Consider the following 20,920-nt stretch of genomic DNA (forward strand, 5'->3'; position numbering starts at 1 on the left):
GTTAAATCGCTTGCGAAGATCTGCGTAGGGTGTACGCTTTTCCATGTGAGTACAGCGTACCCAGTTTTATCGACCACGGGAACAGTGCCCGGGTCGGCCACGGAAACAAGGGGGAGATCCGTGTCCTCAGATTTCTCAGGTGCCTCGGAGTCCGCAGAGACCGCAGAGTCCGCGGAGTTCTCGGTCCTCGCGGAGGGACTGCGTAAGACGTACGGGGAGAAGCGCGCGCTCGACGGCCTGGACCTCGCGGTGCCGCGCGGCAGCGTCTATGGCCTGCTGGGCCCGAACGGCGCGGGGAAGACCACCGCGGTCCGCATCCTGTCCACCCTCGTCAGGCTGGACGGCGGCAGTGCGCGGGTCGGCGGCCATGACGTCACGCGCGAACCCCGCAAGGTCCGCAGGCGCATCGGCCTGACGGGGCAGCACGCCGCGGTGGACGAGATCATCACCGCGCGGCAGAACCTGGAGATGTTTGGCCGCCTCTTCCACCTGGGCGCGGCGCGGGCGCGGCGGCGGGCCGATGAGCTGCTTGAGCAGTTCAGTCTGACGGAGGCGGCGGAGAAGCAGCCCAAGGACTTCAGCGGCGGCATGCGGCGCCGTCTCGATCTCGCCTCCAGCATGATCCTGGCCCCGCAGGTCCTCTTTCTGGACGAGCCGACCACGGGGCTGGACCCGCGCGGGCGCAGCGAGGTGTGGGACGCGGTCCGCTCCCTGGCCGAGGGCGGCACCACGGTCCTGCTGACCACCCACTATCTGGACGAGGCCGACAAGCTCTCGGACCGCATCGCGGTCATCGACCGCGGCCGGACCGTCACCGAGGACACCCCGGCGGGCCTCAAGCGTGCGATCGGGGGCGATCGCGTCGAGGTGGTCGTCGGCGAGCGCTTCGAGATACCCGCCGCCGTGCGCGCGGTCGGGCGGGCGGCGGCCGAGGGTGCGGCGCCGGAGACGGAGGAGCAGGAGCTGCGGGTCCATGCTCCCGTGCCGGTGGGCGGCGGAGTCGCGGCCCTCACGGAGGTCGCGCGCACGCTCCAGGAGGAGGGCGTCACGGTGGAGGACATCGGGCTGCGCCGGCCGACGCTGGACGAGGTCTTCCTGAAGCTGACGGGCCACACCACGGCGGAGAGCGAGGAGGACCGCGGGCACGGGAGCGGCGGAGGTCACGGGAGTGGGGGCGGCAGCGGGGGCGAGCACAAGGACGAGGGCACGCGGGGCGCGACGAGAGAGGGGGTCTCGGCATGAGCACCGATGCGACGACGGGGACGGTGGGAACGAAGGAGGAGGGGGCGGTGAAGGGCGCGGTCGCAGCCACACCCCCGTCACCGGACGAGCTGGACGGCCGTGAGCGTCGGCTGTACTGGGCGGTGGCCGACTGCTGGACGATCGTGCGGCGCGATCTGACGCACCTCGCCAAGCAGCCGTCGCTGATCGCCTGGCAACTGGGCTTCCCGATCGTCTCCGTGCTGCTCTTCGTGTTCGTCTTCGGCAGCGCGATGGACGTGGGCGAGGGCGTGGACTACAAGGACTTCGCCATGCCCGGCATGTTCGCGATGACCATGGCCTTCGGGTTCATGAACACCGCGATGGCCGTCGTCATCGACAAGGAACGGGGCGTCACCGACCGGTTCCGGTCCATGCCGATGGCATCCTCGGCCGTCGTCACCGGGCGCGGCGTCTCGGACGTCCTGCACGCCGCGCTGGATCTGCTGGTCCTGGCGAGCATCGCGCTCGTGGTGGGCTGGCGCTCGGACGGCGGGCTGATAGCCACGCTCTACGCCTTCGTGCTGCTGCTCCTGCTGCGCTTCTCGCTGATCTGGATAGGCGTGTGGCTGGGCCTGATCACCCCCAACCAGGAGGCGGCGGGCAACCTCTTCGCCGTGGCCTTCCCCTTCGGGATGATCTCCAGCGTCTTTACCCCGCCGTCCGTGATGCCGGAGTGGCTGGGCGCGATAGCCATGTGGAACCCGGTCTCCGCCACCGCCAACGCCATCCGCGAGCTGTACGGCAACCCGTTGCCCACGGGAGGAAGCTGGATCGAGGAGAACTCCGCGCTGATGGCCGTCGTCTGGCCCCTGGTCATCACGGCGATCTTCCTGCCGCTCGCGGTGCGCAAGTTCCAGCACCTCAGCCGCTGAGACGGGGACGGGCCTGACGAGACGAGGACGGGCCTGACCGCCCGGGCACGGAAAACGGGCGGGCCCGGATGTCTGCCATCCGGACCCGCCCGCACACGGCCTACCCCTCGGGGCCCCGGGGTTACAGCTTGTCGATGACGTAGTCGACGCAGGCGGTCAGCGCCTCGACGTCGGCCGGGTCGACCGCGGGGAACATAGCCACGCGGAGCTGGTTGCGGCCCAGCTTGCGGTAGGGCTCGGTGTCCACGATGCCGTTGGCGCGCAGCGTCTTCGCGATGGCGGCGGCGTCGATGCCGTCCTCGAAGTCGATGGTGCCGACGACCTGCGAGCGCTGAGCCGGTTCGGCGACGAACGGGTTCGCGTGCTTGGAGTCCTCGGCCCAGCCGTAGAGGGTGCGCGAGGAGGTCGCGGTGCGGCGCACGGCCCAGTCCAGGCCGCCCTGCCCGTTGATCCACTCCAGTTGGTCGTTCAACAGGAAGAGAGTCGAGAGAGCGGGGGTGTTGTAGGTCTGGTTCTTGCGCGAGTTGTCGATCGCGGTCTTCAGGTCGAAGAACGCGGGGATGTGACGGTCGGACGCCGCGATCCGCTCGGCGCGCTCGATGGCGGCCGGGGAGAAGACGCCGATCCACAGCCCGCCGTCGGCGGCGAAGGACTTCTGCGGGGCGAAGTAGTAGACGTCGGTCTGGCTGATGTCCACGGGGAGGCCACCGGCGCCGGAAGTGGCGTCGACAAGGACGAGCGCGTTCTCGTCGGCTCCCGCCACCCGCTCGATCGGCATGGCGACACCGGTCGAGGTCTCGTTGTGAGTGAGGGCGTACACGTCGACGCCCTGCTCGGCGCGGGCCGCCGGATGCGTGCCCGGCTCGGACTCGATCACGCTCGGCGCGTCCAGCCACGGGGCCTGCTTGGCTGCCTTGGCGAACTTCGAGGAGAACTCACCGAAGGAGAGGTGCTGCGACCTGGAGTCGATCAGGCCATGAGTCGCCACGTCCCAGAAGGCGGTGGACCCGCCGTTGCCGAGGACGACCTCATAGCCGTCCGGGAGCTGGAACAGCTCCTTGATGCCCTCGCGCACCTTGCCGACCAGATCCTTGACGGGAGCCTGGCGGTGGGACGTGCCGAGGAGAGAGGTACCGGTGGCAGCCAGGGCGCTGAGCGCCTCCGTACGCACCTTGGACGGGCCCGAGCCGAATCGACCGTCGGCGGGCTTGATGTCAGCGGGAATCTGGAGATCAGCCACGCAGCGAGGGTAGCCCGTCGGGCAGTACCCGTACGCCCCGCGTCCACGGAATGGACTGAAACCTGGACAGGCCGCCCGCTCCCGTTCCGCTCCACGGTCCCCGTGTGACCTGGCCTCACCGGGGGACGGCGCCCTTCCGGGCCTGGCCGGAGGCGTCCGGGTCCGCATACACATGTGGTGCGGACGATCAGTACCGCCCGCACCACAGGGTTCCTCCGGTAACTCAGATCACGTCTGCCTCAGAGGATCAGTGCCGTGCCGTCACCACTTGATGCAGGCGCTGGGGACGAAGCCCTTGGTGTTGCCGTAAGCGACGTAATACCACTTGTTGCTCGACTTGCCGCAGAGCTTGTAGGAGCCGCCCTTCGACGCCTTGCCGTCGTCGCAGACCGTGCCCTTCTTGCCCTTGGGCCACAGGGCGAGGGCGGTGCCGCTCACCTTCATCGTCTTCCGGATCTTGACGCTTTCCTTGGACGGGACGTTGACGATGGCCTTGGAGCAGCTGTGCGCCGCGGCCTTCGTCACCGCGGCCGTGGGGGCGGCGGCTCCGGGTGTGGCTGCCGTGGCGACACCGCCGGTCAGTGCGGTGCCGATGAGGGCGGCCGTGCCGAGAGCGGGTCCCAGCAGTTTGCGCTTCATGTGAAGTTCTCCCCGTGCTGTGCGAGAGGGAGGCACGTCGCCCCGCGCGCTTCCGCGCCGTCGGGCGCGTCGGCCTCCGGCGCCAGGCGCTCAGCGCCCGACGCGATCATGACTGCGGGAACGATACCTTGCGTGATCATGACGCGTGGTCCACTTCGCGGATCACCGCTCACGCTTCTCCGCGCCCCCAAACGTGGACGTCACGTTCCCCCGGCGTCGTGTGCCCCGATCTCCAGCGACAGCAGCGGCAGCACGCGTCCCGCGATCGACCCGGACGGTGTGGTGCCGACGCGTACGGCGCCCATGGCGAGGTAGAAGGGCTCGGCGTGGGGGTCGGCGTCGATGGAGATGCGCGCGAAGCCCAGGTCCCGCGCGAGGTCCACGGTGTGCCGGAAGAGGCGGCTGCCCACGCCCCGCCCCATGGCGTCCGGCTCCACGAACATCATCCCCAGCACGGCCAGGGTGGGGATGCCCTCCAGCGTCGTGAAGCCCAGCAGACGCTCGCCGCCCGCCACGTCACCGGCACCCGCACCGGCACCCGCGCCCCCGTCCTCGTCGACCGCGACCAGCGTGCGGCGGCGGATGATCTCCGCGGGGTGGAGGGTGAGTTCGTCGCGGCAGGCGGCGAGGAAAGCCTCGTCGTAACCCCAGTGCGCCTTGGAACGGAGGGCGAGTTCGCTCAGCGCCCCGGCCTCCTCGGGGCGTGCGGCTCTGATTCTCATGGTTCCCCAGTCTGCCGCCCCGCCGCCGCCCCGCCGCCGCCCCGGCCGGAAACCGGAACCCCCGCCCCCTCGGCTCCGCCCCGACCCCCGCGACCACCGCATGGAGTGATCGGGCGCGCCCGGTGAAAGTGCCCGCGCGAAAACCGTCCCAGCGTGCACGCTGGACCCATGGCAGACGTACGGGATGTGGAACAGGCCCTGCGCGCGGCGGTGCGCGGCGGCGAGGTGGAGTTCGACACGGGCAGCCGCGCGCTCATGACGATGGACGCCTCCAACTACCGGCGCGTGCCGCTGGGCGTCGTCGCGCCCCGCGACGCGGAGGACGTGCGCGCGACCCTCGCCGTGTGCCGCGAGCACCATGTGCCGGTGCTCGCACGCGGCACCGGTACCTCGATCGCGGGGCAGGCCACGGGCGTCGGAGTCGTCCTCGACTTCACCCGTCACATGAACCGGATCGAGGCGATCGACCCGGGCTCGCGCACCGCGCTCGTCCAGCCGGGCGTCATCCTCGACGACCTGCGCGCCGCGGCCGCCGCGTACGGGCTCACCTTCGGACCCGACCCCTCCACCCACAGCCGCTGCACCCTCGGCGGCATGATCGGCAACAACTCGTGCGGCTCCCACTCGGTCGCCTGGGGCACCACGGCCGACAACGTGCGCGAACTGGACGTGCTCACCTACGGCGGCGAGCGCGCCGTGCTCGGCCGAGGCGGAGGCGGCGTCCCCGCCCGCCTGCGCAACGGCGCCCGGGACCTCGTGCAGGGCGAACTCGCCCGCCTGCGCACCGGTTTCCCCGAGCTGCCGCGCCGCATCTCCGGCTACGCGCTCGACGAACTGCTCCCCGAGAAGCACGAGAACTGGGCGCGCGCCTTCACCGGCAGCGAGGGCACCCTCGGCGTGCTCACGCAGGCCACGGTCGAGCTGGTGCCCGTGCCGGGCGCCCGCGTGCTGGCCGTGCTCGCCTACGGGGACGAGAGCGCGGCGGCCGAGGCGGCGGCCGGACTGCTGCCCCACGGGCCGCTCACCGTCGAGGGCATGGCCAACGACCTGGTCGGCGATGCGGCCCGCGGCTCCCTCCCGCGCGGCGGCGCCTGGCTCTTCGTGGAGGTCGGCGGCGACGACGCGGCCGAGGCGCGGTCCCGCGCCGACGCGCTGTGCCGCGCCGCGCTGGCGGACGGCGCGACGGACCACCTGCTGGTCGCGGGGACCGCCGAGCAGCGCGCGCTGTGGCGGGTGCGCGAGGACGCCTCGGGCACGGCTACGCGCATGCCCGACGGCAGCGAGGCGTGGCCGGGCTGGGAGGACTGCGCGGTGCCCCCGGCCAGGCTCGGCGCGTATCTGCGGGACTTCCGCAAGCTGCTGCGCGAACACGGCCTGCGCGGCCTGCCCTACGGGCACTTCGGGGACGGCTGCATCCACGTACGCATCGACTTCGACCTGATGGGCCGCGAGGGCGTCCAGCGCTTCCGCGACTTCTCCTACGACCTGGCCGACGTCGTCGTCGCGCACGGCGGCTCGCTCTCCGGGGAGCACGGGGACGGGCAGGCGCGGGCCGAGCTGCTGCCGAAGATGTACGGGGCGGAGATGGTCGGCCTCTTCAACCGGTTCAAGGATCTGTGGGACCCGTCGGGCGGGCTCAACCCGGGCATGCTGGTGCGCCCGGGGCGCATCGACGAGAACCTGCGGTTCGCGCCCTTGCCCCGTCAGCCGGTGGACGTGGAGTTCGGCTATCCGCACGACGGGGGCGACTTCTCGGCCGCCGTACGCCGCTGCGTCGGCGTCGCCAAGTGCCGCGACACGACGACGAGCGCGGGCGTGATGTGCCCCTCCTTCCGCGCCACCGGCGAGGAGAAGCACTCCACGCGCGGGCGCGCCAGGCTGCTGCACGAGATGCTCGCTGGCGAGGTGGTCACCGACGGCTGGCAGTCCGAGGAGGTCCGCGACGCCCTGGACCTGTGCCTGTCCTGCAAGGGGTGCAGGACGGACTGCCCGGTGGGCGTGGACATGGCCACGTACAAGGCCGAGTTCCTGCACCACCACTACGGCGACGAGGGCGGCAAGCGGCGCCCGATGGCCCACCACTCGATGGGCAGACTCCCCGAGTGGCTGCGGCTGGCGGCGGCCAGCCGCACGGTCCCGCTGCTGAACGCGGGCGCGAAGGCGGGCCCGCTGGCTGCGCTGGCCAAGAAGGCGGGCGGCCTCGCGCCCGAACGGGACATCCCCGCGCTGCCCACGCGGCCCTTCACGCGCTGGTGGCGGGCGCAGCCGGGGCGCGGCATGGCCGAGCAGGGCGGCGGCGAGGGGCAGCGGGTGGTGCTGTGGCCCGACACCTTCACCAACTACCTCTCGCCCGAGGCCGGTTCGGCGGCCGTCCGGGTCCTGCGCGACGCGGGGCTGCGGATCGCCGTACCGCCGAAGCAGGTGTGCTGCGGCCTGACGTACGTCTCCACGGGGCAACTGGACCGCGCCCGCGCGGTGATGCGCCGCACCCTGGACCGCGTCGAGCCCGCGCTGGACGCGGGGCTGCCCGTGACGGTGCTGGAGCCGCCGTGCGCCGCGGCGCTCAAGACCGACCTGCCGGAACTGCTCGGCGACGACCCGCGCGCGGAGCGCCTGGCGCGGTCGGTGCGGACCTTCGCCGAGACGCTGGAGGAGTACGCGCCCGACTGGGAGCCGCCGCGCCTGGAGCGCCCCGTCGCGGGCCAGACGCACTGTCACCAGCACGCCGTGCTGGGCGACGCGGCGGACAGGCGGCTGCGCGAGAAGGCCGGGCTGACGGGCGAGCTGAGCGGCGGCTGCTGCGGGCTCGCGGGCAACTTCGGCTTCGAGAAGGGGCACTACGAGGTCTCGGCGGCCTGCGCCGAGGACCAGTTGCTGCCCGCCGTACGGGACGCGGCGCCCGGCACGGAACTGATCGCCGACGGCTATTCGTGCCGTACCCAGTTGGAACAGCTCGGCGGCCACCACAGCCGCCACCTCGCGGAGGTGCTGGCGGAGGGCCTCGGGGGCGTCGGGAGTATCGGGAGCAGGACGGGCCGGACGGGCGAGCGGGCCGACGACGTGGGGTGAGACGCGCGGCACGGCGGGGCCGGGGGTGGGAGCGGGAGCGGATCGGGGCGGTCCGGAACCGCGCTCCCCGCCGTGGCCGCCCAGAGGCTGCGGCGTCCCGGCGACCGCCTGCCCCCGGGCCCCGGTTCCTGCCGCATGCGCGGTACCTCCGCCGTCGCTCCGTGCTCCGTGGTCCGCGCTTCGCAAGAAGTCATGCAAGCACGCTTGCTTGTTTTTCCTCGCGCTGCCACGCTCGTGGCGCACAGGGCGACTCGCGTCGACGGCCCGGCCGGTACGGGGCGTACGCGCTGCGTGCGCTGTGCGAGTGGGCCAGTGGGCCGTCGACGCAGGGAGCGGGGAGCGCGCCATGACCGGAACCGTCGGCACCGGGGCAGCCGGTGCCGTGCTGACCGACCTGCGGGACGAGGGCGACGAGTTGGAGGCCCTGGTGGCCGGGCTCGAAGCGAAGGCGTGGGCGCTGCCGACACCCGCGCCCAACTGGACCGTCGCGCACCAGATCGCCCATCTGACGTGGACGGACGGGCAGTCGCTGACCGCCGCCACGGACGAGGCCGCCTTCCAGCGCGAGGTGGAGAAGGCCATGGCCGCGCCGGACCGCTTCGTCGACGAGGGCGCCGAGGAGGGCGCGACTCTCGCACCCGGTGAGCTGCTGGAGCGCTGGCGCGAGGGCCGTTCCGCGCTGCTGAGGACGCTCGCGGACCAGCCGGAGGGGCGCCGCATTCCCTGGTACGGGCCGCCGATGAGCGTCGCCGGCATGGCCACGGCGCGCCTCATGGAGACATGGGCGCACGGCGAGGACGTCGCCGACGCGCTGGGCGTGCGCCGCGCGCGCACCGTCCGGCTGCGGCACGTGGCCCGGATCGGCGTGCGGGCCCGGGACTTCGCGTACGCGGCACACGGGCTGACCCCGCCCGCCGCGCCCTTCCGGGTCGAGCTGACGGGCACGGACGGCGAACCGTGGGTCTACGGGCCCGAGGACGCGGCCGAGCGCGTGACCGGGGACGCCGTGGAGTTCTGCCTGCTGGTGACGCAGCGCGTCCACCGTGACGACACCGGCCTGCGCGCCGAGGGCGCGGAGGCCGGGCGCTGGCTCGACATCGCCCAGGCGTTCGCGGGCCCGCCGGGCGCGGGCCGCGCGTCCGGGTCCGGGTCCGGGCCGGAGCCCGGGTCCGCGTCCGAGGGGGAGTCCGCGTGACGGGCGGCGACGGTGCGACGGGCGGCGGCGCGCCCGGCACGGCAGGCGCAACCGGTGCGCCCAGCGCAACCGGTGCGCCCGGCCCGTCCCGCACAGCCAACTCCCCCGGCACGTTTGCCGCCCGGAGCACGGCAGAGGGGGCAGGCCCCGGGGTGCTGCGGATCGGCAACTGTTCCGGCTTCTACGGCGACCGCTTCTCCGCCATGGAGGAGATGCTCACCGGCGGCCCCCTGGACGTGCTGACCGGCGACTATCTCGCCGAGCTGACCATGCTCATCCTCGGCCGCGACCGGATGAAGGACCCGGCGCGCGGCTACGCGAAGACCTTCCTGCGGCAGTTGGAGACCGGGCTCGGCCTCGCGAAGGAGCGGGGCGTGCGGATCGTCGCCAACGCGGGCGGCCTCAACCCGGCCGGGCTCGCCGACGCCGTACGGGAGTTGAGCGAGCGCGTCGGGGTGCCCGCGCGGGTGGCGCACGTCGAGGGCGACGACCTGCTCGCGCGCGGCTGGGGCGAGGGCGTGCTGACGGCCAACGCCTATCTGGGCGGCGGCGGCATCGCGGAGTGTCTGCGCGCGGGCGCGGACATCGTGGTCACGGGCCGGGTCACGGACGCGGCCCTGGTGAGCGGTGCAGCGGCGGCGCACTTCGGCTGGAGCCACGAGGGCACGGCGGACCTGGACGCGCTGGCCGGTGCGGTCGTCGCGGGGCATGTGCTGGAGTGCGGTGCCCAGGCGACCGGCGGCAACTACGCCTTCTTCGACACCGAGGGCATCGACGTGCTGCGGCCCGGCTTCCCCCTCGCGGAGATCGCCCACGACGGCTCCGCCGTGATCACCAAGCATCCGGGCACGGGCGGCGCGGTGACGGTGGGCACGGTGACGGCGCAACTGCTGTACGAGACGTCGGGGGCGCGCTATGCCGGGCCCGATGTGACCGCGCGCCTGGACTCGGTACGGCTCGCCCAGGAGGGCCCCGACCGGGTACGGATCGACGGCGTACGCGGCGAGGCGCCGCCGTCCACGCTGAAGGTGGGGTGCAGCAGGCTGGGCGGCTGGCGCAACGAGGTCGTGTTCGTCCTCACAGGGCTCGACATCGAGGCCAAGGACGCGCTCGTACGCCGTCAGATGGAGGACGCCTTCGCGCGCGCAGGGCGACGGCCCAGGGAGGTGAACTGGAGCCTCGCCCGTACGGACAGGCCCGACGCGTCCGTACAGGAAGAGGCCAGCGCCATGCTGCGCCTGGTCGTACGGGACGCGGACCAGGAGGCGGTGGGGCGCGCGGTCAGCGGCGGCGCGGTCGAACTCGCCCTGGCCAGCATCCCCGGCTTCCACGTCACGGCGCCGCCGGGGAAGGGCGCGCCGTACGGGGTGTTCGAGGCGGCGTACACGGCCGCCGACGGAGTGCCGCACATCGCCGTACTGCCCGACGGGCGCCGGGTGGACATCCCCGCCCGGCCCTTCGAGGAGACCCGCGAACTGGCCGAGGTGACGGAACCGGAACTTCCGGAGCCGCTGCCCGACTCGTACGGGCCCACGCGCCGCGTGCCCCTGGGGACGATCGCCGGGGCCCGCAGCGGGGACAAGGGCGGGAGCGCCAACGTCGGGGTGTGGGTGCGGAGTGAGGAGGCGTGGCGGTGGCTGGCGTATGCGCTGACGGAATCTGAAATCTGTTATCTGATACCCGAAATCTGTCAGCCGTCATCTGAAGTCCGTCAGCCGACACCTGAAGCCCGTCAGCTGAAAGTCACCCGTCACCTCCTCCCCAACCTCCGCGCCCTCAACTTCGTCATCGACGGCCTCCTCGGAGAGGGCGTCGCCTCGCAGGCGCGCTTCGATCCGCAGGCCAAGGCACTAGGGGAGTGGCTGCGCTCCCGGCACATGGACATACCGGAGGGGTTGTTGAAGTGACCGTGCTCCCGTCGGCGCTGGACGCCAAGAGCGCCGAATACGCCGCCAACCGCGAGGCCCTGCTCGGCAAGCTCGCCGAGCTGGAGGCCGAACACGCCAAGGCGCGCGAGGGCGGTGGCGAGAAGTACGTCGAGCGCCACCGCAAGCGCGGCAAGCTCCTCGCGCGCGAGCGGATCGAACTGCTGCTGGACCCCGACACCCCGTTCCTGGAGCTGTCCCCGCTCGCGGCCTGGGGCAGCGACTACACGGTGGGTGCCTCGCTCGTCACGGGGATCGGGGTCGTCGAGGGCGTCGAGTGCCTGATCACGGCCAACGACCCGACCGTACGGGGCGGTGCCAGCAACCCCTGGACGCTCAAGAAGGCCCTGCGCGCCAACGAGATCGCGTACGCGAACCGGCTCCCCTGCATCAGCCTCGTGGAGTCGGGCGGCGCCGATCTGCCCAGCCAGAAGGAGATCTTCATCCCCGGCGGGGCCCTGTTCCGGGACATCACGCGGCTGTCCGAGGCGGGCATCCCCACCGTCGCCGTCGTGTTCGGCAACTCGACGGCGGGCGGCGCGTACATCCCCGGCATGTCCGACCACGTGATCATGGTCAAGGAGCAGTCCAAGGTCTTTCTCGGCGGCCCGCCCCTGGTCAAGATGGCCACCGGCGAGGAGGCTGACGACGAGGAGCTGGGCGGCGCGGAGATGCACGCGCGCGGCTCGGGGCTCGCCGACTACTTCGCGCTGGACGAGCCCGACGCGCTGCGTCAGACCCGTCGCGTCGTCGCCCGCCTCAACTGGCGCAAGGCGCACCCGTCCCCGTCCCCGTCTACGGGGATCGCGGAGCCGCCGAAGTACGACGAGGAGGAGCTGCTGGGCATCGTGCCCGGCGATCTGAAGGTCCCCTTCGACCCGCGCGAGGTCATCGCGCGCCTCGTCGACGGCTCGGACTTCGACGAGTTCAAGCCCCTCTACGGCGCCAGCCTCGTCACCGGCTGGGCGGCCCTGCACGGCTACCCCGTGGGCATCCTCGCCAACGCGCGGGGCGTGCTGTTCAGCGAGGAGTCGCAGAAGGCCACCCAGTTCATCCAGCTCGCCAACCAGCGCGACATCCCGCTGCTGTTCCTGCACAACACCACCGGCTACATGGTCGGCAAGGAGTACGAGCAGGGCGGCATCATCAAGCACGGCTCGATGATGATCAACGCGGTCTCGAACTCGAAGGTCCCCCACCTGTCGGTCCTCATGGGCGCCAGCTACGGCGCGGGCCACTACGGCATGTGCGGCCGGGCCTACGACCCCCGCTTCCTGTTCGCCTGGCCGAGCGCGAAGTCCGCCGTGATGGGCCCGCAGCAGCTCGCGGGGGTCCTGTCGATCGTGATGCGGGAGTCGGCAGCGGCCAAGGGCAAGCCCTTCGACGAGGAGGCCGACGCAGGGCTGCGCGCCATGGTGGAGCAGCAGATCGAGGCCGAGTCGCTGCCGGTGTTCCTCTCCGGGCGGCTCTACGACGACGGCGTGATCGACCCTCGGGACACCAGGACCGTGCTGGGCCTGTGCCTGTCCGCCATCCACACCGCACCGGTCGAGGGCGCCCGCGGCGGCTTCGGCGTCTTCCGGATGTGAGCCGGGGGATGAGCGGTATGCGGGAGGAGACAGCCGTTGAAAGAAGCAGAAACGGAAGCGGAAGCGGAACGAGGGCGGGACGAGGCGTGATGCGACGCGTACTGGTGGCCAACCGGGGGGAGATCGCGCTGCGCGTCTTCCGTACCTGCGAGGAGATGGGCATCGGGACCGTCGCGGTCCACTCCGACGCGGACACTTCGGCGGCGCACGTCCGCGCGGCCGACGCGGCGGTACGGCTGCCGGGCAACGCCCCGTCCGAGACGTATCTGCGCGGCGACCTGATCGTGAAGGCGGCGCTCGCCGCCGAAGCCGACGCCGTGCACCCCGGCTACGGCTTCCTCTCCGAGAACGCCGACTTCGCGCGCGCCGTCCAGGACGCGGGCCTGGTCTGGATCGGCCCGCCGCCCGAGGCGATCGAGGCCATGGCGTCCAAGACCCGCGCCAAGCGGCTGATGGCGGAGGCCGGGGTGCCGCTGCTCGCGCCCGTCGCGGCGGGGGAGGCGCGCGAGGACCAGTTGCCGCTGCTGGTGAAGGCGTCGGCGGGCGGCGGTGGCCGGGGGATGCGCGTCGTGCGGGAACTGGCCGCGCTGGAGGGCGAGATCGAGGCCGCGCGCGCCGAGGCGGCCTCCGCCTTCGGTGACGGCGAGGTCTTCGTGGAGCCGTATGTGGAGCGGGGCAGGCACGTTGAGGTCCAGGTGCTCGCCGACGGGCACGGCACGGTGTGGGCGCTGGGCACGCGGGACTGCTCCTTGCAGCGCCGCCACCAGAAGGTGATCGAGGAGGCACCGGCGCCGGGGCTGAGCGACGCGCTGCGCGCGTCCCTGCACGAGGCGGCGGTCAAGGCGGCGCGCGCGGTGGGGTACCGGGGCGCGGGCACGGTGGAGTTCCTGGTCGCGGGCGCGCCGGACGCACCGCACGCCCCCGCCGCGCCCGACACCTCAAGCGCCCCCGGCACGCCCGACGCCCCCCGCGAGCGGGCCCAGGAGCGCGCGTACTTCCTGGAGATGAACACCCGCCTCCAGGTCGAGCACCCCGTCACCGAGTGCGTCCACGGCCTCGACCTCGTCGCACACCAGATCCGCGTCGCGGAGGGCGCCGCGCTCGACCCCGCGGGCCCGCCCGCGCCCCAGGGGCACGCCGTCGAGGCCCGCCTCTACGCCGAGGACCCCGCACGCGGCTGGCGCCCCCAGACCGGCGCCCTCCACCGCCTCGACGTGCCGGACGGGGTGCGTCTGGACAGCGGCGTCAGCGGCGGCGACGAGATCGGGGTGCACTACGACCCCATGCTCGCCAAGGTCATCGCCTGGGCGCCCGGCCGCGACGAGGCCGTACGCAAGCTGGCCCGCGCGCTGGAGCGGGCCCGCGTGCACGGGCCCGTCACCAACCGCGAGCTGCTCGTACGCTCCCTGCGCCATCCCGACTTCATGGCGGCGCGCTTGGACACGGGCTTCTACGAGCGCCACCTCGACGCGCTGACCCGGCCCGACGAGGCGGCGGACGACGGCCGCCGCGCGCGGCTCGCCGCACTCGCGGCGGCGCTCGCCGACGCCGCCCGCACCCGCGCCTCGGGCACCTCCGTCGCCGCGCGGCTGGGCGGCTGGCGCAACGTGCCCTCGCGCCCGCAGACCAAGGGCTACCGGAGCGAACCCGACGGCACGGAGCACGAGATCCGCTACACGCTCACCCGCGAAGGGCTCACCGCCGAGGGCCTGCCCGGCGTCCAGTTGCTCGACGCGGCACCCGAGCGCGTCGTGCTGGAGGTGGACGGCGTGCGCAGGGAGTTCGAGGTCAGCGCGTACGGCGGGACCGGGCGCGCGGGGACGTACACGGACGCGTACCCGGCCGTCTACGTCGACTCCTCGCTCGGCTCCCACGCCCTCACCCCGCTGCCCCGCTTCCCCGACCCGGCCGACCGCACCGAGCCGGGGTCGCTGCTGGCGCAGTTGCCGGGCACGGTCGTGCGGGTGGCCGAAGGGCTCGCCGTCGGCAGCCGGGTGGCGGCGGGCGAGCCGCTGCTGTGGCTGGAGGCGATGAAGATGGAGCACAAGGTCGTCGCGCCCGCTTCCGGCACCCTCACCGCGCTGGGCGCGGTACCCGGCCGTCAGGTCGAGGTCGGCACGCTGCTGGCCGTCGTCTCGGACGAGCCCCCCCGCGACCCCCGCCGCGACCCACGAAGAGACCACCTCTCCCAAGGAGTCCGCATGACCGACGCCACACCTTCCAGCGCCACCAGCTCAGCCCTCCTGGAGACCGAGGAGCAGCGGGCGCTGCGCCAGGCGGTCGCCGCGCTCGGCGAGCGGTACGGACGCGAGTACTTCGCCGGAGTCGTCCGCGACGGCAAGCACACCGACGAGCTGTGGGCCGAGGCGGGCAAGCTCGGCTACCTCGGCGTCAACCTCCCCGAGGAGTACGGCGGCGGAGGCACCGGCATCACCGAGCTGTCCATCGTGCTGGAGGAGCTGGGCGCGGCGGGCTGCCCGCTGCTGATGCTCGTCGTCTCGCCCGCCATCTGCGGGAACGTCATCGCCCGCTTCGGTACCGAGGCACAGAAGCGCCAGTGGCTGCCAGGGCTGGCCGACGGCAGCCTGAAGATGGCGTTCGGCATCACCGAGCCCGACGCGGGCTCCAACTCGCACCGCATCACCACGACAGCCCGCAGGGACGGCGACGACTGGCTGCTGACCGGGCGCAAGGTCTTCATATCGGGCGTGGACATCGCGGACGCGACGCTGATCGTGGGCCGTACGGAGGACGCGCGCACCGGCAAGCTCAAGCCCTGCCTGTTCATCGTGCCCCGCGACGCGCCCGGCTTCGAGCGCCACCGGATCGACATGGAGATCGGCGCCCCGGAGAAGCAGTTCGAGCTGGTTCTCGACGAGGTGCGGCTGCCCGCCGACGCGCTGGTCGGCGACGAGGACGCGGGCCTGCTCCAGCTCTTCGCCGGGCTCAACCCGGAGCGCGTGATGACGGCGGCCTTCGCGCTGGGCATGGGGCGCTACGCGATCAACAGGGCCGTGGAGTACGCCCGTACGCGCCAGGTGTGGAAGGAGCCCATCGGCGCGCACCAGGCCATCGCGCACCCGCTCGCGCAGGCCCATATCGAGGTCGAGCTGGCCCGGCTGATGATGCTCAAGGCGGCCCACCTCTACGACGTGGGTGACGACATGGGCGCGGGCGAGGCGGCGAACATGGCGAAGTACGCGGCCGGTGAGGCGTGCGTCAAGGCCGTCGACCAGGCCGTGCACACCCTCGGCGGCAACGGCCTGACCCGCGAGTACGGCCTCGCCGCCATGATCACCGCGGCGCGGGTGGCCCGGATCGCGCCGGTCAGCCGCGAGATGGTCCTCAACTTCGTCTCGCACCAGAGCCTCGGCCTGCCCAAGTCCTACTGAGGCTCCGGGTTCTACTGAGGCGCTACGTCCTACTGACACGCCACGCACGTCCTACTGACACGGACAAGCGGGAGGTACCGGACAATGGTGTTCCGCAGCGAGTACGCCGACGTGCCCGTCGTCGACCAGCCCATCCACGAGGCGGTGCTGGGCCGCTCCGCCGTCGAGTATGCCGACCGGCCCGCGCTGGTCGACGCGCTCGACGGCACCACGCTCAGCTACGCGGCGCTGGACGCGTTCAGCCGCCGTATCGCCGCCGCGCTCACGGAGGCGGGGCTGCGGCAGGGTGACGTGCTGGCCCTGCACAGCCCCAACTCTGTGCTCTACCCCGCCGTCTTCTACGGCGCGAGCCGCGCCGGCGCGGCCGTCACCACCGTGCACCCGCTGTGCACGCCCGAGGAGTTCGCGCGCCAGTTGCGCGACGCGGGCGCGCGCTGGATCGTCACCGTCTCGCCGCTCCTCGCGACGGCCCGCGAGGCGGCGGGCCTCGTGCCAGGGGGCGGCGGCGCAGGGGACGGCGACGCGGGCGGCGTGCGCGAGATCTTCGTGTGCGACCGTGCCGAGGGCCACAGATCCGTGCTCGACATGCGCGACTCGACGGCGCCCGAACCCCGCGTCACGCTCGACCCCGCCCGTGACCTGGCCGCGCTGCCCTACTCCTCGGGCACCACGGCCACCCCCAAGGGCGTGATGCTCACCCACCGAAACATTGCCACCAACCTCGCCCAGCTCGACCCGCTCATCCCCAGCGGCCCGGACGACACCGTGCTGGCCGTGCTGCCCTTCTTCCACATCTACGGGCTGACCGCGCTCATGAACGCGCCGCTGCGCAAGGGCGCGAAGGTCGTCGTGCTGCCGCGCTTCGACCTCACCCAGTTCCTGACGGCGATCGAGCGCCACCGGGTGACGGCGCTGTACGTCGCGCCGCCCGTCGTGCTGGCACTCGCCAAGCACCCGGAGGTGGACCAGCACGATCTGTCCTCCGTGAAGTACGTGGTCAGCGCGGCGGCCCCGCTCGACGCGCGGCTCGGCACCGCGTGCGCGCGGCGGCTAGGCCTGCCCACGGTGATGCAGGCGTACGGCATGACCGAGCTGTCGCCCGGCACCCACGTGGTCCCGCTCGACGCGCCGGACCCGCCGCCCGGCACCGTCGGCAAGCTGCTGCCCGGCACACAGATGCGCGTCGTCGCGCTCGACGACCCGTCCCGCGACCTGGGCCCCGGCGAGGAGGGCGAACTGCTCTTCAGGGGGCCGCAGGTGATGAAGGGGTACCTGGGGCGGCCGGACGAGACCGAGGCGATGATCGACGCCGAGGGCTGGCTGCGTACGGGGGACGTCGGCCGGGTGGACGAGGACGGCTGGCTGTTCGTCGTCGACCGGGTCAAGGAGCTGATCAAGTACAAGGGCTACCAGGTGGCCCCCGCCGAACTGGAGGCCGTGCTGCTCGGCCACGAGGAGATCGCGGACGCGGCGGTGGTCGGCGTGCCGGACGAGGACGGGCAGGAGGTTCCCAAGGCGTTCGTGGTCCGTCTTCCCGGCGCGACGGGGCCGGGCGCGGACGAGGTCCTGCGGTATGTCGCGGAACGGGTGGCTCCGTACAAGAAGGTGCGGCGCGTGGAGTTCGTGGACGCGGTGCCCCGCGCGGCCAGCGGCAAGATCCTCCGCCGCCGGCTCCGCCCCGCCACGGGACAGGCCCCCCGATGACCACCACCCCCCGCCGTCACAGCGTCCCGTCCCCACCCCGTACGAGAGGACCCCACCAGTGACCCCAGCCCGGAACAGCGAAAGGCAGGCCGCGGAGCCGGAGCAGCCCGGGGAACCCCTCGTTCGGGTCGGCCGGGACCGGCGCGTCATGACCGTCACGCTCGACTCGCCGCACAACCGCAACGCGCTCTCGGCCCGCCTCGTACGCGAACTCCACGCGGCCCTGGACCAGGCGGCGGCGGACGCGGAGACCCGCGCCGTCCTGCTCACCCACACGGGCAACACGTTCTGCGCGGGCGCCGACCTGCGCGAGGGCAGCGGCACCCCGCACGAGCTGGCCACGCTGCTGCGGGCGCTCGTCGAGCTGCCGAAGCCCGTCGTGGGCCGCGCCACGGGCCATGTGCGCGCGGGCGGCACGGGGCTGCTGGGCGCCTGCGACATCTCCGTCGCCGGCCCCGGCGCGACCTTCGCCTTCACCGAGGCCAGGATCGGCGTGGCCCCGGCCGTGATCTCGATGCCGCTGCTGCCCCGCCTGGACCCGCGCGCCGCAGCGCGCTATTACCTCACGGGCGAGCGGTTCGACGGCGCGGAAGCGGCCCGTATCGGCCTGGTGACGCTGGCGGCCGAGGACCCGGACGCCGCACTGGAGCCGGTGCTCGACGGGCTGCGGCGGGGTTCACCGCAGGGGCTCGCTGAGTCCAAGCGGCTGGTCACGGCGGAGGTGCTGCGGGCCTTCGACCGCGACACCGATAACCTCGCTGATCTGTCCGCACGCCTCTTCGCCTCCGACGAGGCGCGTGAGGGCATGACCGCATTCCTCGAACGACGGGATCCCGAATGGGCGGGGTGAACACATGGCAGGGGCGAACAGTGGAGTGAGCAGCGGGGCGAACAGCGGGGTGAACGGCGGAGTGGTGAACACCCGTGGCGCCGCTCCCAAGCAGGACCGCAGCCGGGCGACCCGGCAGCGGCTGCTGGAGTCTGCCGTGACCTGCCTGGCCGAGCACGGCTGGTCGGGCAGCACGGTCACGGTCGTCGCCGAGCACGCCGGGGTCTCGCGGGGCGCGGCGCAGCACCACTTCCCCACCCGTGAGGACCTGTTCACGGCCGCCGTCGAGTACGTCGCCGAGGAGCGGTCCAAGGCGCTGCGCGCGCTGCCCGCGCCCACCGCGGACACCCGCGCGGCCGTCGCCACCCTCGTCGCCCTCTACACGGGCCCCCTCTTCCGCGCGGCGCTCCACCTGTGGGTCGCCGCGTCGAACGAGCCGCAGCTCGGGCCCCGCGTCACCGGCCTGGAGGCCCGCATCGGCCGGGAGACCCACCGCATGGCCGTGGACCTGCTGGGCGCCGACGAGGCGGCCCCGGGCGTGCGGGAGACCGTGCAGGGCCTGCTCGACATGGCGCGCGGCCTCGGCCTCGCCAACCTGCTGACGGACGACAGCGCGCGGCGCGAGCGCGTCGTGGAGCAGTGGGCGCGCATCGTGGACGACGTCCTGGAGCGGTAGCGCGCGGCGTCCCGCACTCTTGCGGCCCACATTCACCGACGTGGATGTGGGCCGCTTCCGTTGGCACGCCGCTGCCCCCGTGTAACGGGGATTGTGCGCAGTATTGACGGCTTCTGAGGGCACTTCTAATGTGACGGCGATTATTCAGAGACCTGGCAGCAGTTCATATCAATGAACATGGGGAGCCGTGATGTCCACATTGGACTGGGTCGTACTCGGTGGCTACTTCTTCGTCATGGTGGGCATCGGCCTCTGGTCGAAGCGGCGCATCGAGAACGTGGCCGACTTCTTCACGGCCCGTGGCCGCATACCCTGGTGGCTCTCCGGCATCTCGCACCACATGTCGGGCTACAGCGCGATCATGTTCGTCACCTTCGCCGCCGTCGCCTACGACTACGGCGTCACCGTCTACTTCTGGTGGCCGCTGACGATCGGGCTCGGCATCGGCATCGGCGCCTTCCTCTTCGCACCCCGCTGGAACCGGCTGCGCGCCAAGCACGGCGTCAACTCGCCGCTCGCCTACCTCGCGGTGCGCTACAACCTCCCCACCCAGCAGGTGCTGGCCTACAGCGGCGCCGCGCTCAAGGTCGTCGACATCGCCGCCAAGTGGGTCGCCATCGCCGTGCTGCTCCAGGGCTTCGCCGACATCCCGCTGGTCTGGGGCATCACGCTCACCGGCGTCTGCACGATGTTCTACATGGCCTTCGGCGGGCTGTGGGCCGACGTCCTCACCGACTTCGGGCAGTTCATCATCCAGGCCGTCGCCGGAATCGCGATGCTCGTCGCGGTCATGGCCCACCTCACCGGCGTCTCCACCCTGTGGACGATGTGGGACGAGCTGCCCGCGAGCCACAGCGACCCGGTCAACGGCACCGTCACCACAGGGCTGATCATGGCGTTCCTGCTGGTGAAGACCTTCGAGTACAACGGCGGCATGTGGAACCTGGCGCAGCGCTACATGTCCGCGCCCTCCGGCACCCGCGCCAGGAAGTCCGCGCTGCTCTCCAGCGCGCTGTGGCTGATCTGGCCGTTCATCCTCTTCGTGCCGATGATCGCGGCGCCGCTCATCGTGCCGGGCATCGAGAACGGCGAGGAGTCCTACATCAAGCTCGCCCAGGAGCTGCTGCCCACCGGGCTCATCGGCCTGCTGCTCGCCGGGTTCTTCTCGCACACCATGGCCATGGTCGCCTCCGACTCCAACGTCATCACCGCCGTCATCACCCGCGACCTGGCGCCCGTCATCGTCCCCAAGGTGCGGAAGCTGACGGCGGGCGGCCAGCTCATGTTCGCCCGCATCACCACCGTCGCCTTCGTCTGCGTCAGCATGAGCTTCGCGCTGTTCAGCGACCCGGACGGCTTCATCATGACGGTGGTCGTCAGCATCGTCGCCGCCACCATGGGCCCGATCTCCATCCCGCTGATGCTCGGCCTGCTGCCCTGGTTCAAGCGCAACGGGCCGACGGCGGCCATCGTCTCCTGGGCGGGCGGCCTCAGCGTCTGGGCCTACCTCTACTGGGGCATGGAGGACGCCACCCAGACCCAGAACGTCAGCTTCCCCGTGCTCACCTCGCTGGTGCTCTACGTAGTGATCGGCCTCGTACGCCCGGAGGGCAACTCCGTCCGCTCGGCTCTGGTCGACTCGCTGGACGACGATCCGAGCGAGGAGGAGCGGGTGGCCCTGGAGCGCAAGTTCCTGGAGGAGGCCCCGGCCAGCGACGTCGAGGCGGTCGAGGAGACGGTCATCACCCGCTGACGGCCGGGCGTACGGCCCGCATACACCGGTGCCCCGTCCACGTCCGTGGACG

Annotated in this window: 14 protein-coding genes and 2 pseudogenes; 12 read left to right on the forward strand and 4 right to left on the reverse strand. The window is 72.4% G+C overall.

All coding sequences use genetic code 11. From position 1 onward, the window contains the following. Positions 1-120 precede the first annotated feature (120 nt). Both ACYVOO_RS37855 and ACYVOO_RS37860 read left to right on the forward strand, forming a co-directional pair. Positions 121-1,242, forward strand: a complete 1,122-nt coding sequence (locus ACYVOO_RS37855; protein WP_461020261.1) for an ATP-binding cassette domain-containing protein — start codon at positions 121-123, stop codon at positions 1,240-1,242. After that, positions 1,239-2,135 (forward strand): ABC transporter permease, encoded by an 897-nt coding sequence (locus ACYVOO_RS37860; protein ID WP_461020262.1) that lies wholly within the window; start codon positions 1,239-1,241, stop codon positions 2,133-2,135. Before ACYVOO_RS37855 ends, ACYVOO_RS37860 begins: the two co-directional genes overlap by 4 nt. A gap of 121 nt (positions 2,136-2,256) precedes the next feature. Here the strand turns inward: ACYVOO_RS37860 and serC are convergent, their stop codons facing one another. The 4 genes from serC to ACYVOO_RS37880 all read right to left on the reverse strand — a co-directional run bounded on the left by serC (position 2,257) and on the right by ACYVOO_RS37880 (position 4,736). Continuing rightward, positions 2,257-3,375, reverse strand: a complete 1,119-nt coding sequence (serC, locus tag ACYVOO_RS37865; protein WP_453344800.1) for a phosphoserine transaminase — start codon at positions 3,373-3,375, stop codon at positions 2,257-2,259. Positions 3,376-3,636: 261 nt separating this feature from the next. Further along, on the reverse strand, positions 3,637-4,014 hold the full coding sequence (locus ACYVOO_RS37870) for a hypothetical protein (RefSeq protein WP_461020263.1): 378 nt from the start codon (positions 4,012-4,014) through the stop codon (positions 3,637-3,639). Continuing rightward, on the reverse strand, positions 4,011-4,154 hold the full coding sequence (locus ACYVOO_RS37875; protein WP_461020264.1) for a hypothetical protein: 144 nt from the start codon (positions 4,152-4,154) through the stop codon (positions 4,011-4,013). The genes ACYVOO_RS37870 and ACYVOO_RS37875 overlap by 4 nt, the downstream gene beginning before the upstream one ends. A 60-nt stretch (positions 4,155-4,214) precedes the next feature. Next, positions 4,215-4,736, reverse strand: a complete 522-nt coding sequence (locus tag ACYVOO_RS37880; RefSeq protein ID WP_461020265.1) for a GNAT family N-acetyltransferase — start codon at positions 4,734-4,736, stop codon at positions 4,215-4,217. Between the two features lie 168 nt (positions 4,737-4,904). Here ACYVOO_RS37880 and ACYVOO_RS37885 point away from each other — a divergent pair, with 168 nt between their 5' ends. The 10 genes and pseudogenes from ACYVOO_RS37885 to ACYVOO_RS37930 all read left to right on the forward strand — a co-directional run bounded on the left by ACYVOO_RS37885 (position 4,905) and on the right by ACYVOO_RS37930 (position 20,868). Further along, positions 4,905-7,805: an FAD-binding and (Fe-S)-binding domain-containing protein gene (locus tag ACYVOO_RS37885; RefSeq protein ID WP_461020266.1), complete on the forward strand. Its 2,901-nt coding sequence runs from the start codon at positions 4,905-4,907 to the stop codon at positions 7,803-7,805. Positions 7,806-8,151: 346 nt separating this feature from the next. Continuing rightward, complete coding sequence (locus ACYVOO_RS37890) at positions 8,152-9,000, forward strand: TIGR03084 family metal-binding protein (RefSeq protein WP_461020267.1); 849 nt, start codon at positions 8,152-8,154, stop codon at positions 8,998-9,000. A gap of 203 nt (positions 9,001-9,203) precedes the next feature. Continuing rightward, on the forward strand, positions 9,204-10,907 hold the full coding sequence (locus ACYVOO_RS37895; RefSeq protein ID WP_461020401.1) for an acyclic terpene utilization AtuA family protein: 1,704 nt from the start codon (positions 9,204-9,206) through the stop codon (positions 10,905-10,907). Continuing rightward, a complete protein-coding gene (locus ACYVOO_RS37900; RefSeq protein ID WP_461020268.1) occupies positions 10,904-12,514 on the forward strand; it encodes an acyl-CoA carboxylase subunit beta in 1,611 nt (536 codons plus the stop codon). Before ACYVOO_RS37895 ends, ACYVOO_RS37900 begins: the two co-directional genes overlap by 4 nt. An 86-nt stretch (positions 12,515-12,600) precedes the next feature. Beyond that, positions 12,601-14,673 (forward strand): annotated as a pseudogene (locus tag ACYVOO_RS37905) (acetyl/propionyl/methylcrotonyl-CoA carboxylase subunit alpha); the annotation flags it as partial. 102 nt (positions 14,674-14,775) lie between these two features. Next, positions 14,776-15,906 (forward strand): annotated as a pseudogene (locus tag ACYVOO_RS37910) (acyl-CoA dehydrogenase family protein); the annotation flags it as partial. 84 nt (positions 15,907-15,990) lie between these two features. Continuing rightward, positions 15,991-17,610, forward strand: a complete 1,620-nt coding sequence (locus ACYVOO_RS37915; RefSeq protein ID WP_461020269.1) for a 4-coumarate--CoA ligase family protein — start codon at positions 15,991-15,993, stop codon at positions 17,608-17,610. A gap of 148 nt (positions 17,611-17,758) precedes the next feature. Continuing rightward, a complete protein-coding gene (locus ACYVOO_RS37920) occupies positions 17,759-18,460 on the forward strand; it encodes an enoyl-CoA hydratase family protein (RefSeq protein ID WP_461020270.1) in 702 nt (233 codons plus the stop codon). A 4-nt stretch (positions 18,461-18,464) separates the two neighbouring features. Continuing rightward, a complete protein-coding gene (locus ACYVOO_RS37925) occupies positions 18,465-19,115 on the forward strand; it encodes a TetR/AcrR family transcriptional regulator (RefSeq protein WP_461020271.1) in 651 nt (216 codons plus the stop codon). Positions 19,116-19,305: 190 nt separating this feature from the next. Then, entirely contained in the window at positions 19,306-20,868 is a 1,563-nt protein-coding gene (locus ACYVOO_RS37930; RefSeq protein WP_461020272.1) for a sodium:solute symporter family protein, read from the forward strand. Positions 20,869-20,920: the final 52 nt, after the last annotated feature.

The sequence above is a fragment of the Streptomyces daliensis genome, from assembly GCF_054782395.1.